The sequence below is a fragment of the Paenibacillus sp. ClWae2A genome, from assembly GCF_032452295.1.
Classification (GTDB): domain Bacteria; phylum Bacillota; class Bacilli; order Paenibacillales; family Paenibacillaceae; genus Paenibacillus.
Map to the genome: position 1 here is coordinate 17198 of NZ_JAULSQ010000003.1, position 14788 is coordinate 31985.

At 41.2% G+C, this 14788-nt stretch carries 13 protein-coding genes; all 13 read right to left on the bottom strand.

Translation table 11 applies throughout. The features are described 5' to 3' along the window. Positions 1 to 588: 588 nt before the first annotated feature. The gene (locus QVE09_RS11270) at positions 589 to 1032 is read right to left on the bottom strand and encodes a Na-translocating system protein MpsC family protein (RefSeq protein WP_315936910.1); all 444 of its coding nucleotides are present in this window, start codon (positions 1030 to 1032) and stop codon (positions 589 to 591) included. Positions 1033 to 1243: 211 nt separating this feature from the next. Further along, positions 1244 to 1438: a hypothetical protein gene (locus tag QVE09_RS11275; protein WP_315936911.1), complete on the bottom strand. Its 195-nt coding sequence runs from the start codon at positions 1436 to 1438 to the stop codon at positions 1244 to 1246. Next, positions 1407 to 1730 (bottom strand): hypothetical protein, encoded by a 324-nt coding sequence (locus tag QVE09_RS11280; RefSeq protein ID WP_307410704.1) that lies wholly within the window; start codon positions 1728 to 1730, stop codon positions 1407 to 1409. The genes QVE09_RS11275 and QVE09_RS11280 overlap by 32 nt, the downstream gene beginning before the upstream one ends. A 157-nt stretch (positions 1731 to 1887) precedes the next feature. Further along, on the bottom strand, positions 1888 to 2682 hold the full coding sequence (locus QVE09_RS11285) for a hypothetical protein (RefSeq protein ID WP_315936912.1): 795 nt from the start codon (positions 2680 to 2682) through the stop codon (positions 1888 to 1890). 12 nt (positions 2683 to 2694) lie between these two features. Continuing rightward, positions 2695 to 3096 carry a hypothetical protein gene (locus QVE09_RS11290; RefSeq protein ID WP_315936913.1) on the bottom strand — a complete coding sequence of 134 codons (402 nt, stop codon included), beginning with the start codon at positions 3094 to 3096 and terminating at the stop codon, positions 2695 to 2697. Next, on the bottom strand, positions 3093 to 3929 hold the full coding sequence (locus tag QVE09_RS11295) for a hypothetical protein (RefSeq protein WP_315936914.1): 837 nt from the start codon (positions 3927 to 3929) through the stop codon (positions 3093 to 3095). Before QVE09_RS11295 ends, QVE09_RS11290 begins: the two co-directional genes overlap by 4 nt. Positions 3930 to 3941: 12 nt before the next feature. Further along, complete coding sequence (locus tag QVE09_RS11300) at positions 3942 to 4733, bottom strand: hypothetical protein (RefSeq protein ID WP_315936915.1); 792 nt, start codon at positions 4731 to 4733, stop codon at positions 3942 to 3944. A 15-nt stretch (positions 4734 to 4748) separates the two neighbouring features. Further along, entirely contained in the window at positions 4749 to 5690 is a 942-nt protein-coding gene (locus QVE09_RS11305; RefSeq protein WP_315936916.1) for a hypothetical protein, read from the bottom strand. Continuing rightward, positions 5690 to 6748, bottom strand: a complete 1059-nt coding sequence (locus tag QVE09_RS11310; RefSeq protein ID WP_315936917.1) for a hypothetical protein — start codon at positions 6746 to 6748, stop codon at positions 5690 to 5692. Before QVE09_RS11310 ends, QVE09_RS11305 begins: the two co-directional genes overlap by 1 nt. 12 nt (positions 6749 to 6760) lie before the next feature. Continuing rightward, positions 6761 to 7090, bottom strand: coding sequence for a hypothetical protein (locus tag QVE09_RS11315; protein ID WP_315936918.1), 330 nt, complete (start codon positions 7088 to 7090; stop codon positions 6761 to 6763). A gap of 22 nt (positions 7091 to 7112) precedes the next feature. After that, positions 7113 to 8885, bottom strand: coding sequence for a hypothetical protein (locus tag QVE09_RS11320; RefSeq protein WP_315936919.1), 1773 nt, complete (start codon positions 8883 to 8885; stop codon positions 7113 to 7115). Positions 8886 to 8947: 62 nt separating this feature from the next. Then, complete coding sequence (locus QVE09_RS11325; RefSeq protein WP_315936920.1) at positions 8948 to 10093, bottom strand: DUF1349 domain-containing protein; 1146 nt, start codon at positions 10091 to 10093, stop codon at positions 8948 to 8950. 16 nt (positions 10094 to 10109) lie between these two features. Continuing rightward, a complete protein-coding gene (locus QVE09_RS11330; protein WP_315936921.1) occupies positions 10110 to 14747 on the bottom strand; it encodes a hypothetical protein in 4638 nt (1545 codons plus the stop codon). Positions 14748 to 14788 lie beyond the last annotated feature (41 nt).

Consider the following 14788-nt stretch of genomic DNA (forward strand, 5'->3'; position numbering starts at 1 on the left):
CATTTCCCCCATTAACTATTTAATTATCAGTAGTTCGTATTCTTTCTTCACAATCTAGTCGCTATCCAGCATGATCTTACTCTACATTCTCGCTATTGCTCCCGAAATCTCATATCCCATATGTAGTCTTGTTACACAGAACTGAAGCTAATAAGCCTAATTACATACAAACGATCAATCTCCCTTTGATCCGCCTCCCCGTTTCCCACCCTATTCATTCAGAATAACAAATACGAACTAGTGTTCGCAACATTTATTTATTTCGTTCGCTTATATACCTTTTACTGACTATATACGAAGTATGCAGTGAAAGGTAAAGAAGCATTTTATACAAACAAAAAGACCAACACAGAGCGCACCACTGGAAAATACCAAAATGGTGGAATGTGTCGGTCTTGGTCTGACATCTATTTCGTCCCAATTACCGAAAATATGGCCTTCAAGTTCTTTAACAAGGTTATAGGCTTCGTCAAGATTATTAATCTATTCAATCGCCATAAGGGTAGTATAAGGAAATATGTAGGATATTGTCAACAAAAAAATAGTTCCTAAGAACCTGTTCAGTATTCAAACATTAGCTAATAGGTCTTAAGGTATTTTTATCTCATCATTTTTCAGCAGCACTTCAACATCCTTGTTCATCTTGAAGACTGTTATCTGTTCTGCAAAATCATGGCCAAAAAATGTTGTTTCGATGTCTTCGATTTTCAGACCCATGTTGATATAGGAGAACACGGGGTTGAAATCTTCTCTCATCATGTGGGCAAGCTTCATCTTGTATTCGGCGAAAATTTGACTTGAGTGTGATTGCATATGTTCCAGCATGAATGCTTCAGGCTTGGTGAATTTTGCTGTAAACTTTAAGATGATAAAATGATTCATGATAGAGACTCTGGTATCTATCGGCCCGCGTTCAGTAAAATCTTTTCTTATTCTGGATGCCAGCTTTGCGAGCTCTCTTTCCAAGTCTTTTATCTCAATGTCCCATCCCTCCTTGCCAATCATCCTGAACCCTTTACTGCCCTTGAACATATGAATTCAACCTAGTTTAATCAAAACTGCTTATACAAGACAAGTTTCAATGGATGCATTAAATCAAGTCACTATCATCTTTTGCATGAAAAAGGAATAGACCCCAGAACTAGGCTTGGGGTATATCACTTTATTAGCTATATTTTATAATTATTCAAATAAATTAGAAGTTGATGCTGAAAAGCTAACATTAGTTAGCATAAAAGCTTAATTAAATCATTTCACTGGTTAGCTCTATTTTGAGCAGGCTAAATGCAACCAGGTTCAGAACGACATTGGCACCATATTCTCTTTCGATCAAATCGAATGCTTCTTCCGTTGCTCCAACCAGATCCTCCTTATCCGAGGTCATCTCGGTAGTGACAATTTCCTCATCATTCAGTGCAAAGGTCAGCCTGTACAGCATCTGTATTCCCCTCCTTAGAGGTCAATTCAATATTTCGCACATCGGTAAGATCAATGATATGAACCACATCGTCTGTATCTTCCAACGTAATCGATTTCCCCTCGTTCTTGTGTTTGGTGAAAAGTCGGCGATATTCTTGCTTAACCTCATCCGCAGTTAACGGGATTTCGCGTACGACCTTATCCGAATCTTTCTCTTTCTGTTGTAACCTAGGATTATCTTCTATCCAGTTCACCGTTTTTTTCTTCCCACTTCCCTTGAAATAGAAATGAGCAGTAAGTTCAATATTCATCGTACACTACCTCCCGAAATAATTACGTTCTCATACTACTTTCTCTATACGCCTTAATCAGCTAAGTGTTAATGCTAATATTCATATGTAGATGTGGGATACACAAATTATTTCGTTGTTAAAAGAAAAAAAGGACAGCATATGCTATCCTTCCGTATTAGTATTTCTTAACCGCTATACGATTGCCGTATGAGTCATATATATATTGGAAGTTGGTTTGAACAGGTGTTGTTCCCATTCTGGTGATGGACTTGGCCACCAATCTTCCCCCATCATCATACTGATAAATGACATCAACCAACGTAGGAAGCTGCACGAATTCCAGACCATCATATCGATAAATCTCACCAATGGAAGTGACCAAGAAGGACTCATCCTGTGTGTAACCTTTTGGAGAAGCTGGCATGGTCAGTACAGGTTCTCTAATCAGCTGCTCGGTGTAGTTGTCTGTAACGACTTGTCGAATAACTCTTCCCTGCATGTCAAAAGCAAAATATGTAACCACATCCGTATAATCTACCAAGTCGCTGATCGATTCCCACGGATCAATGACATTCAGGCGTTTTCGTTCCCCCCAAGTCATGCTCACATGTGTTTCTCCATCACTGATCATATCGGCACTGTGTGTGTCAGGATGCTCATATACCATGACCTCCAACCCGTTAACTGTTAGGATGCCATTGGATTTATAGCTAACATTAGATCCCGTAAGACGTGTATATTCTTCGCCATACATATATAATGTTGGCAAATTTTGATTACTTTCATCCGTGAGTACGGCATAAATAGCTTCCGTTATCCCCTGTGGGGGAAGGTCTGTTTTTGCATTTACTGTTGTTATCGTACCTAATGCAATCTTGTCCAATCGAGCATCTAGAGTCCCGCTGTCTTCCCTGGCTTCCTTGATCTCGTTTGAAAGCTTGACCACTTTACCATAAGTAATGATATCCATGATCGTTGTCTCCTATCTGACCGTCAACCCCGTTACTTCAATGGTAAAACCTGAAGGCACGGAACCTGGATTAATGATTTCAAAATGGAGATGGGATGTACCATCCTTATCGTCATAAGGTAAATCCACATTGTCGTATATCCCGTCTATGAAGTTTCCTGTACTAAATTCTGCTGTATTAAAGTATAAAATTTGGGCTTTCATTTTGTCTGCACTATCAAGTATGTGAAGCTCCACATTCGTCTCCTCGGTTGGGATGACACGTACCGTCTTAATCAGAAAACGCGGGCTTTCCATGGGGAGCGAAACGATTAATGCTTCTCCCCCACCGTTTAGTGCTTCAACCACATGAGACAATTCTACCTGTTTGTACACATCTTTCAGCTCCTGAATAATTCGCCATGTTTTGTTCATTTTTCACTCCTCCTGCGATTTGGAATATAGGTAGCAGGGTACCTTCGTGGCAATATCGTTGTTGGTAGAGTTGGATCTATGTTGCCTCCTTGACCAGAAAGATAGCCTTGAAACTCATTCATTTCGTCTTTGTAAATGTGCTTTACAATATATTGATTTTTTGCACCCTCCAATGAGGCAGGGGTTCTCTGACCTACAATAATTGATCGAAAAACTCCCTTGAATGAATCCTTTGAAGGCAAACCAATCTTGGTAACATGTACCCAGCAACCATTTGCTTGCTTCGTTAAAGAGCCCTGATTACCTGCCATACCGAGATTACCTGTGAATCGAGTTTCTGGCGTGTTATGTACTGGAAGATAACCCACACTATCGTAAATGCTTTTCTCTTTGGTATGGCTTATTATTACACCATGGGTATCAGTCAATATGAAACGGCCTGTATAATAGTGAGGGAGATCCTCCTGATCATACCCCCAAATGGAATAAATATTTTGCTCCGATGGGTTCTCTGAAGTGAGATGATGAAGCTTTCCAACCGTGTACTCGTACTGGACTCCCTTGAGCTTCAGTTGCCCCGTTTTACCAGAGCTTCTGCTCGTATACAGGGACAAAGATTGCGTCGCATTGGAACGATATGGACCCTGAGCGTAAGTGTAAAGTACTCCTGAAATATGTTGTTGGCCTGCCCTCTCAGGGTCATAGCTAGAGCTCGCCTTTGTTCTATTAGAATAATAAGTACTGCTTAGATATGTATAAAGAACTCCTGAATTACGCTTTATCACGGCTTGTGAAGGCGTGTAAATGGATTGCTCTGTCCCTGCTACAGCCATATTCTCCCTCCTCTACTGCATCAATACAGCTACGGTGTTACCCGGTAGGAAGCTTGAACCTCCTGTGGTCAGAGAATATACCTTGTATGTCTTGTTCGCCACTGTAATCTCATCCCCGTGGCTTACACCTGCTGCTGGTGCAAAGTAAATATCATGCAGTTCGCCTCGCGGACCTTCTGCATTATTGGCCATAATACATGGTGAGAGATGGTAGAGCGCGCCCCAACCCGGATTGGTCGGTACCATCGCGGAGTATGACTTGTACACGTTATTGGTCTGAATGTTATCCAGATCCTTAACTGTACGAATACCATTGAATCCCTGGTAGCTCACTCCGATCCCCTGAGCACCGGAGTGATTTTCTTGGGAATAGCGATACATCAGACCGAAATACCCCAAGTTGGATATTCCAGTTACGGAGTTCACATCACCCGCCAACCACATGATGATGCGATCTGCCGTAACGGATACTTGGTAGTCTGTTAAGAGGTTGGAATCTACAACAGATGTATGGCAGTAGAAATTCCGTGCAGTAAACATTTTCCCTTCCGGAATACTCCCGTCAGCAAGTAATATATCTTCCGCTGAAGTTACCGTGATGTAGTTGCCGTTTAATTCCTTGGTATTTCCTTTCTCGAACTTAATAAATAACTTATCTTTTCCTGTTGAGCCCACTGATTTAATGACGAGTATATCCGATGTTTCAAAATAGATCGACCAAGGCGAGGATGCAATTCCCTTGAAACCATTAATTAATGCTTGAAACAACAGATTCATTTTGACTTTACCACTGAAGAATGACATGTATAGGAAACCTCCTTATATTTTAAATAGAATAACCCGTTGCCCACCCATGACGTTATTGCTGCCGAAGAAGCATGGAACGCAGTATCGCAGATTTCCCAAAGAGGTGTACCATCGAGTGTAATTCGGGTTATACGGCATCTGTTGATCCACAACATGAAATACGTAATATTTGTTTTCTCCCAAGTCTAGAATTGAACCATCGGGGTGCTGAGAAGCATCCTTCAGACAAGCAGCAAATACATCTGCAAATTGTCCCCTAACTCCTTCTGCTGGATTAAATACCATAAAGGGGTTTACATAGTACCTTCCCCCTACACCTGGTGAAGTAAGTTGAGCGTCGGTAGTAAAGTTATAATATTCGTACTTCGTACCGTTTCTGGATTTACGCACGACCCCTCGTCCTACATTGTTGTCACCATAAGTAGCTGCATTGTTATTAGTCACATTGGAAGGCATATGTGTAAATATCCCAACAAAATCGTTTGCAATAGCAGGATCTTCAGGCTCCAATGGGGCAATCCTCCCCATGTAGATTCGAATTGGATAAGCACTGTTAATGCTATTTTGATATTCACCATGTATGAAAATTGCTTTGGAAGTAGCAAAGACGGTCCACTTATACATGACGTTAGCATTCCCAGTATCACATGTGAATGGCGTGTCTGTGTTTTGCTTATCCGGAGAATCCAAGTGAACGTCTACTTTTGGTGTTGGATTGCTGTTAATACCCCATCGAATGGTTGCCCCATTGCTGGTTTGGATAGCCATTGTGAATTCAAGGCTTCTATCAGTCAAATTCGTAAAAACTACATTTCCCCAATTACCACCACCGCTAACTGCTCCAGCAGCATATTTTTTCACTTCCCACCATGAGTCCCCTGCCATCTGTAACTCAGCGGTGTTTGAAAACTCGGTTATCGTACTCACCCAAGAATATCGTTTAGGTACTGCCATTACTTGGACACCTCCGTTGGTAATTCGAATAATATGGCTCTCTGTCCATCCCCGAGTAGTGTATTGCTGTCAAAGAAGTAAGGTTGGATAGCCCTTCCTTTTCCATCAAAATCTATCCACGATTTAATACTCGTTGGTTGTTGCTGGTCATTAACATGAAATACATGGTATCTCTTCCCATCAAGATCAATCATCGTACCATCTGGAAATTGCTTAGCATCTTTAAACACAATAGTCCTCATTTGTTGAAACTCTCCTCGTACTCCTTCTGCAGGTTGGAAAACATACCAAGGAGATATAAAATATCGATTACCTAAACCAGGTGAGGTAGCTTGAGCACTTGTGCAAAAATTATAAAGTTCATATTTTTTATTATTGCGTGAAGCTTTGATTATTCCCCTACCAACATTGTAGAGGCTATTATTAGCCCAGTTACTATCACTAGCAACAGGTGCATGAGAGAATATTCCAATAAAATCATTCTCAACCGTAGGGTCTTCTTTTTCATAAGGTAATAATCTCCCTAAGTAAAGCCTAAAAGGATAAGCGTAACCAATATTATTTTGTGCTTCCCCGAAAATAAAGATTGCTTCTTTTAGAGGGAAAACGGTCCATTTATATGTAATATTTAAAGTTGTATTTCCATTTGATGTATGAAAAGGAATATTTGCCTCCTCTCCTAATTCCAAAGAAATATCCGGGTATGGAGATAAATCTACAGTAGATTTAGTCAGTCCACATCTTAGTTGATATCCATATGTGGTCCAAGCATTGGACGAAGAGCTATAAGATACACTTATATTCAAACACAATGAAAAAAACAAATTAGAGTTCCTTAAATTTTCAAATGTTAATGATCCTTGTGGACTGGAGTATGTTCTAGTCTGAGCGTTATGCGCCCTCGGCTGCGAATAAGGGTCATTGGGAAAATATGTCACTTTCCAGTTCACATCTTCATATGGGAAAGTGTTCATTTCTCTCGCCAAAGTGCTTAAGAAATTAGTCACGGTGCTCGTAAATTCATATCTCCTAAATCCCTGCACTACTGTAGCTGTCATGCGCTCACCTCCTTAAATTCCATATCGAACTTTCAATTCCTGAAGCATCGACTCTTTCAATGCTGTCAGAAATACGGTACGGATCTGCATCTGTCTATCTTGCTCTTGACGTTGTGTATCCTGATGTACTAGCTCCTGGTTAATTTCGTCCGTTAACTCAAGAGGAACCACCTGTTCCAAAGCTTCCAGCATCGGAAGGTACTGCTGCCCTGTCCCATCGAAGATAATATCGCTCCGCAGCATAAACATCAGGAGTTCCACCTCTTCCTCTGTAATTGGCGTAAGGTTAGAACCTACCATTTTGTCGAACAAAGGACGAAATCCTGTTTTAATTTTGGTCATTGAGAAATGTGATTCCACTCTATCAGCCTACCTTTCTTTTTTGGACGCCAAGGATATTTCCATGCGAATCGTACTTATATTTTTTTACTATTTTCGAACCATTAAAGTCGACCATCTCGGTATCCACACTACCATCAGAGTTATAAATGTATTCAATAATCTTTATAACTAATGGTTTTATATCGTTGTTATATGTAATCTCTTTGATAATCAGGCCGCTTTGATGATCATACTCAAAATAGACGTCCTGTTCTTCCATATCTTCAAGCACAGACACACGTTGCTTAATAGGGCGGTCATCATAGGCTGAACTACCTTGTAAGTAAAAGTACATTGCCCCATTATTCAACTTGCGTCTAATTCTTCCTTCTTCCCGTTCATAGGTTATCGTCTTAACTTGCCCGTCACTCTCCGTAATGAGTTCCGCTAGAAGATTCCCCTCAAGATCGTACTCATAATCAATAACGCGGTTAATACCTCCAGTAATAATCTCACGCTTCATTCTGCCTTTGGAGTCATACTCATACTCTGAAGTTGAAGACGTATTGATGATCGATCCTCTGCTAAGCAGTGTCACACGTGAATCCACCGGAATATCATAGAGAAAACGAATTTCCGTATCCGTATATTCGATATAATCTTCCCCAGGAGTTACCCTAATGCCATCCAGAAGTACCTCTACACTGTCAGAACCAATACTATACTTTGGACAATAAAAGCTCTTTTGTTCTGAAAGCCTTATATCAGGTGGATACTCAATTCGAAAGATCGATTGATTTTCCATCGTCCCCCTGGATGCAGCAAGCTCCAGCTTGGATTGCATGTGATTTAAACGATCCGGCAGCTTATCAAATTCAAAGCCATTTTTGTCTGTTCTAGCGTCTGAAACTTCAGCCTTAGTCTCACCAAAACCTTCAAGTTGTTTGGACAAGTCTTCGGTACGCTCAAACCACCTATCCACTTCTCCGTCCAATTCATTGATCTGAGATTGAGCGTCTGTGATTCTTGCTTGGAGATCTTGAAAATCTCCTGTAGACACCGTTTTGGTTAGATAATAGCGTTGGTCTTTAAGATATACCGCATCATAGGTGGCACCTGTTGTAACAGATCCCAGAATCATGCCGTTATCGGGTTCATCGGAAACCAACTGATGTACAAAGGTTCCATCATTCTTTAGAAATATATAATATCTGGTATCTTGCTCAGCAATAAAGGAATAGAAAGACTCCTCTTTTTGAACGAGTGTACTGTTAATGCTTGCATAGCCACCGTTGATCTGAACCTTAAGCAGACCATTAGAATCCATAGCTGCCGCTCTTATTGCCAAATCAGATAATGGGATCGTTTTTAGTTCATCAATGGACTGCTCTATATCCGATATAACATCTGCAAGTGATTCACGATTCCCCCGAGTATCTCCTAATTCATTTTCCAAACTCTCCAACCGTTCATTTTGTTCATGAACATCCATGCTGAGATCGGTTACGATTTTCTCAACTTCACCCAACTTGGACTTCTGGTCTTCCAACAATATTCCCTGATTCAATACCCGAGGTTCCAGATCAGCAATACGCAATTCATGACCGCTTATCCCTGTTTCATTCTGTTTGCCTACAAGTTCCATCTGATCCAAACGCTCAGGGAGGCTGACATAAACGCTTCTGGCTTCCTCCATCTCTGAAAGATGCTCATCAATTTCTTGGTGGGATCGGGTCCCTTTGTTTAACAAACTATTGTGGTCAAGCAACTTGCCATTGTTCGTTCCTGAACTTGTCCCGCTAAAGCGGACAGACATATTCTCACCTCCAACTCAACCCTTATTGAATCTATACGTGGTCGAGCACTTAAAGTTTAGAGCTATATATACGTTGAAGAAACGTTGATCCCGAACGTGACCTGGGATTCATAATTGGTGCTGGTATCCAGCCTCTCTACTCTCACCCAGAATTGATAAGGGCTTTCTGGAGTTATCTCGGTTGCGTTCACTTGCATACTCCAGGCTCCTGGTTCTCCCTCAACATCGGGCGCTAACCGAACTACGTTTTGGTACTGATCTCCCCGATAAGAGGCAAGCTCGAAGTTAACATTTTGAAAAACACCTTGGTTCAATGAATTTTTGGCAATAAACAATACATTCTCCGTTACGGATTGACCAGAAGACATATAACCGAGGAAACGTTCCTGGTTGTCTTGTAACCGCATGTCAAGAAATTCTCCATTGTCGCTATACTCACGATAGTAAAGATCCACTCTAGGTTCAAAGTAATATGTATCGCCACCATATATACTTAATATGTCCGACGATTCAAATCTATTGTGGTCAGGCAAAGTCACAGCAAAGCTTCCCGTAAGCGGATATCCATATCGTTGAAGGTCAAACATGACTGATGTATTCTCATATTTACACATCTTAGTTTCAAGAATTTTTCCTGCCTGATCCCGGAGTTCAACCTGATAACCTTGTTTCAGATTATCTACCTTCACCCTGGCACTTCTTTGAATTCGCATATGATTAATGAGTAGTGGTTCACCTTGTGTTCCTGATTCTAAGAAAATCCCGATCTTAGGTACAGAAGAAATGACTTCCTGATTACCAATAAACCGCCATATCTTCCCATCCTCTGACCAGTATGCGGAATATACATTAAAACTTCTTACAAGACGGATCCAAGGATAGCTTCTCGCTATCCCTTTTTCCGCATCAAAATACTCTTCCAGTTTCACCACATTCTCATCGTCTGCATATACAATAAGTCCCCCGGAGTCTCCCTCAACAGTTGGATTATACTCATTCTTGACATCCATCACGAACTCTTCAATTCTGGTTAACTCCGTGAAAAACATATATATTGGGGACTCTCCATGTCTTAGCTCCAGTACCCCATGATTAGCATTGTACCTTCCATGATCGTCAGTCAATACTTCCCACCCTGAGTCAAGTTCGGATTTATTGAAATCATCAAAATAGATTAGCCCTTTTTCCTGACGTTTCACAATTCCCATCCAGATCCTCCTTTCTTTACGTAAACAGCCAGATCCGCTTACCGATCACACACATCTTTGGCCTTGCTTTCCAAACTTCCAGCAGGCATTTAATCAGTGCTTCAACACACTTGTCTCCCCCACCACCTTCGCAGTAAGGAATGACATAGACGTCATCACAGATCCAGTTGGTCAGCTCCATCCAGTCCAGATTAGCGTATTCGTAACTACGCGTACCCACTTCCTGAAGCGAGGTGAAAACCCATTTGAATTCATGTTTGCCCTTGGGCACTGGATGTGAAAATGTATAGTATCCACCCTCATGGGTGAATGTTTTGATCAGCTCATCGTCAATGAAGAAATCCAGCTGACAATCAAACGGTTCAGGTACCCATACCCATCGTTCGTAGGCTTTGAAGTCATGCAGCCGGAAGGTGGTCAGATATCGTTTTCCTGTCCATTCGCTGATCTGCCCTTTCTGATCTGTTGTAATCTCCACTTTATACTTGCTATATGGCTTGGGAGCCAGATCATTCAGTTCGAAGCCACGATACCCATCCCCGTAATACTTTTCATCCCATAACACTTTCCCGTCCTCGCGGGTAATTTTCACACGCATATTACTGTTATCGCAGCCACCCATCCAGATCGGTTTATTATTCCAAACTTCAAAGTGAGTCACCTCAGCCCAGGATGGATCAACTTTGATAATATCATCAATATTCAGTTTCCCTCCCCAGATCATTGCGCCATCTCCCGGGCATCCTCGCTCGAATCGAACGCGCACCTCGTAATTTTTCTTCTGATCTGATGTATTCTCGACTTCAATGGAGATGATCTGATCATTTTCACTTGTCACTTCTTTTATTGGAAGTAGTAATTGGCCGTCCTCAAAAGTTTCAATGACAATCTTTGTGCCAGAACACGCTCTGTGGTTATTCTTGTATAGACGAATAACATCTAGCCACGCATGACTCCCACCATCTGGTGTTGTGGTGTCTGGTGGATTCGATGGCTCTTGGCCTGGGTGAGGAGAATTGCCCTCAAGGAACATGTTTCCACTTGCATCAATACAGTAATTAGGCCATCTCTCGGAAAAACTACCTTCACTTAATGTAAATCCACCTGCATCAAGCCCTGTCGCGTTGGTTGAGGTTTTATCTTTAATAAGTGTGTAAACCACTTTATATTTGTGCCCGGGTATTAATGAGGGGGGGCTATTAATGTAATCGCTAACTTTTTGACCATTTTCAACAGATATTTGAATCGGATTAAATTTGTTTTTTTCGTCTGTTAAATCAAACCACTGCACATTCACATAAGTTGTTCGATCCACTAAGACTGGATTTAGTAGTTTATTTTGATTCACACCATCAGGATCGTCAGTACGAACCACAAGGTCTTTGATGGCTGCGTAATAGTAATTACCTTCTTTTCCTCTTTCACGCCCATTATAAGTATCAGTAAGACCTATAATTAATGTATATTTTCCAGGTTTTTCAACTGAAATTGGAATAGAAAACTTTGCTGCTTTTTTCCATTTTGTTTCATCAATATTTTTGCTATTATATCCTTTTTGATCTCCATAATTATCGTTACAATCAAGAATTGTTACCGCTTGACTTGCTTTATCTTTAGGATAATAAGCAACCCTAAGTCGCCCCGCTTGAATTGAATCTTGCAACAGGTAACACAAATATTTAAATTTAATATCAAATGATTCAACACAATAGAATTCAAAAGTTATCTTCTTGGTATCTGGACCAAATAAACTATATTCAGGACTTTGAGGATTGTTTCCAGAAACATCCAATGAGTAATAGTTCACTGTACCATTTGATTTGTAAATAGTCTCAGCACGATCATACTTAGCACTCTTATTATTTAGTTCTCTTTTCACAAAAACTCTTCTCTTTGTTACTGGATAGACTGTCAGCAATTCAGAGTAATTGAAACTTCCAATCTTAGGGGCCGTAAACGTACGAACAATTGTTGAATTTTGCTTAGTAACACCCAATGCGTACGCTTGACCAGAGGATGAGTAAACTTCACCTCTATTGATTGCATCAAACTTAGCAGCACGTGGCGAATGCCCTCCATATGATTTTTGTGCGTATTGGATGTTATTCGTTTTTGAATCTCCTGTATAACACTTCACTCCATATGGATCTTTCTTTGCACTGCCTTGCTGATCAGTTCCCGTACCTGTTCCAGCGGAATTTTCCGAACCCCCATCTCCGTTACCTGGCGTGTATTTCTTACCGTCCCGGTATCTCCATCGGAATTGATGATTCCCCGAAGGTAGAGGATACATACAATTGGTCCCTTCTCTGTCATTCGACTGACTTCCTGTCCATACAGAGATACCATCAATTTGTAATTCCAATTTTTCTCCTGGATCAAATTGCCCTCCATATTGCCAACAGATGTAGCCCGAATTGTCTAAATGCGCTTCAAAATCACATATGAAATCCTGATCATGGCCCTGTGCCCACATGACTCCATCGCCGTTAACAATTTTTTTCCACACCCAATTTCCAGAGAATCTCAACGATTCATGATACTTGCCTTCCTCATTAAACAATTCTTCAAAAACGTTAAAATCTCTTGTTACCCCCTTGTCTGGATCGTATGACGAGTCCATCGCTGGATAGATACGCATATGCTCTTGAATGCTAAACTTAGCTCCAGGATTTAGCTCTGCATTATATCTAATGGTATCACCATTTTTTTCAGTTCTAGCACCTGCATCTGTTACATCCCATCCACGTGTCACATCAACGTACGAACCTAAATCAGTTACAGTTCGATATGTATTGCCAGTATTGTTCCCGTACGTGAATAATTTTTCTATGTTATCGATGAAAGGCTGCTCAGTGTAATAATCTCGAATATAGAATTGGATAATATTTAAACCTTCCTCTAGCGGAATTCGTATCTGCTCCCCCTGGCTATGCATCGTTGAATAGTATTCAAGCATGCCATTTACAGTCACCTCGAACGATTCCGTAGCTCGTAATTGATGAGAATAATTAAACAAAAACCAACCCTCATCTTGCACGTTCACTTCGGTTTGAGCAATCATATCCCCTTCTATAGGTTCATCCAGCCTTAATACATTCCCTGATCTTACCCATGGTGGGCTGCCCGACATCTGCCACTGATAACTCCCAATCCCTTGACCATGAAGCGATGGTTCCCAATGATCAATCTCGTACGTTGGACATACAACTTCAACTACACCTTTTAGATCCACAGTCGTCTCAGGGCCTGTTATAATTTCATATTCAATCTTGGCTTGATTAGCTGTTGTTTCGGAATATTCCTCATTAAGATTCCACTCTACACCGTGTACAGATTGAGCCTCACTATTATGACTGCTTTTTCCATGCTGAGTTCTGGATTCGAAAATATCATCAAAAAACAGATCATAATCTTTAACTGGATAAGATTCTTTGTCTATTCCCATGTAGTAAGCAAAAGAAACTGTACCGTCACATTCATTATCCAAATTCATTTTCATCGTCTTACTTCGCTCTTCATCTGTAATGAACTGAGCTTGAAAATGGGCTTGTGCAATGCTTTTTGAAGACTTTACATACCAATCACTATCACTTTGTTCCCCATCCAGATCAATATCCAGAGGCGCAGGCGGCTTGCGTGTATCCACAATCTCAACAACTTCAACATCCTTGATATAGATGCCATTGTTCTGCCACACTTCAGGTCTCATTTTACGGATCAGCCAGTCGAACTTGTACATCTGTCCTGGCTGCAACGTAAATGCAGCTTCCTGCCAGCCGCTATTCTCGCTCCATTCGCCCCCAACTTGCTGCCCATTAATATAGAACAGCATGCCATTACCGCGCTTGGCGCTAGCCAGGTACTTGAACCTGATCTGTCCATAACGCTTCACACGCCAGTTAAACGTGATTTTGGATGAGTTTCCAATCTCCAGAAGTCCTAGATCCACTTTCAAAATCATCTCTGAACCAGATTGTTCATTTCGGCCTACGGAGTGAACAACTACCCATTCCTGATCCTCCGTTGATGATACATATCTGAAGAAATCAGGGAATTTATTCGAGAACGGGACGTCCTTTTTCATCGAAAAGAGCGGGATCTCATATACGGTTGCATCAAAATGATTGAAGTAATTCCCACTAAAATGATGGTAGTAGGGTGCCGGACAGATCGGCAATGACACACCGTGATGACTACCGCCAGGCTTCTGGGCGTTTTCAAGAATTTTGTGAATACAATCTTTCACCATTTGCAGTACTCGCTGATATTGTGTTTTATCTGGAGGCTGCTGCTGTTCTACCCACCATTCAATCCTGCGGTACATATTCCACAGTGCTTCACGGCAGCGTACACTCGCATACCACGACTTATCTTTCAGATATTGCTCAATGATTTGATCAATACTATTTTCCAGTGCATCCAATTGAACCGTCTGCCATCGTCCGATCTGACCGTAACCTGGATCACCCAGAATAGGATTATTTTCTTCGCCATGCCGGTCCGTTTCACTCCTCGGTGCATTGGGACTCTCCGGGAGATGCTCTGGATGGTTAGGATTGGCATAATCGTCTTTATCAGCTATCTTAGCTCTCATATTGGCGAACAATACGCCTTTTTGAGACATGGTAAATAATCCAAATGTATGACCCATAAAATCACCTCTACTCGCTCTATACGAAAAAAAGAACACTG

Excerpts from the sequence above, each read along its gene's own strand:
- QVE09_RS11320 (WP_315936919.1), bottom strand. The coding sequence starts at position 8,885 with ATGTCTGTCCGCTTTAGCGGGACAAGTTCAGGAACGAACAATGGCAAG.
- QVE09_RS11310 (WP_315936917.1), bottom strand. The coding sequence starts at position 6,748 with ATGACAGCTACAGTAGTGCAGGGATTTAGGAGATATGAATTTACGAGC.
- QVE09_RS11315 (WP_315936918.1), bottom strand. The coding sequence starts at position 7,090 with ATGACCAAAATTAAAACAGGATTTCGTCCTTTGTTCGACAAAATGGTA.
- QVE09_RS11305 (WP_315936916.1), bottom strand. The coding sequence starts at position 5,690 with ATGGCAGTACCTAAACGATATTCTTGGGTGAGTACGATAACCGAGTTT.
- QVE09_RS11325 (WP_315936920.1), bottom strand. The coding sequence starts at position 10,093 with ATGGGAATTGTGAAACGTCAGGAAAAAGGGCTAATCTATTTTGATGAT.
- QVE09_RS11330 (WP_315936921.1), bottom strand. The coding sequence starts at position 14,747 with ATGGGTCATACATTTGGATTATTTACCATGTCTCAAAAAGGCGTATTG.
- QVE09_RS11295 (WP_315936914.1), bottom strand. The coding sequence starts at position 3,929 with ATGGCTGTAGCAGGGACAGAGCAATCCATTTACACGCCTTCACAAGCC.
- QVE09_RS11280 (WP_307410704.1), bottom strand. The coding sequence starts at position 1,730 with ATGAATATTGAACTTACTGCTCATTTCTATTTCAAGGGAAGTGGGAAG.
- QVE09_RS11285 (WP_315936912.1), bottom strand. The coding sequence starts at position 2,682 with ATGGATATCATTACTTATGGTAAAGTGGTCAAGCTTTCAAACGAGATC.
- QVE09_RS11300 (WP_315936915.1), bottom strand. The coding sequence starts at position 4,733 with ATGTCATTCTTCAGTGGTAAAGTCAAAATGAATCTGTTGTTTCAAGCA.
- QVE09_RS11275 (WP_315936911.1), bottom strand. The coding sequence starts at position 1,438 with ATGCTGTACAGGCTGACCTTTGCACTGAATGATGAGGAAATTGTCACT.
- QVE09_RS11290 (WP_315936913.1), bottom strand. The coding sequence starts at position 3,096 with ATGAACAAAACATGGCGAATTATTCAGGAGCTGAAAGATGTGTACAAA.
- QVE09_RS11270 (WP_315936910.1), bottom strand. The coding sequence starts at position 1,032 with ATGTTCAAGGGCAGTAAAGGGTTCAGGATGATTGGCAAGGAGGGATGG.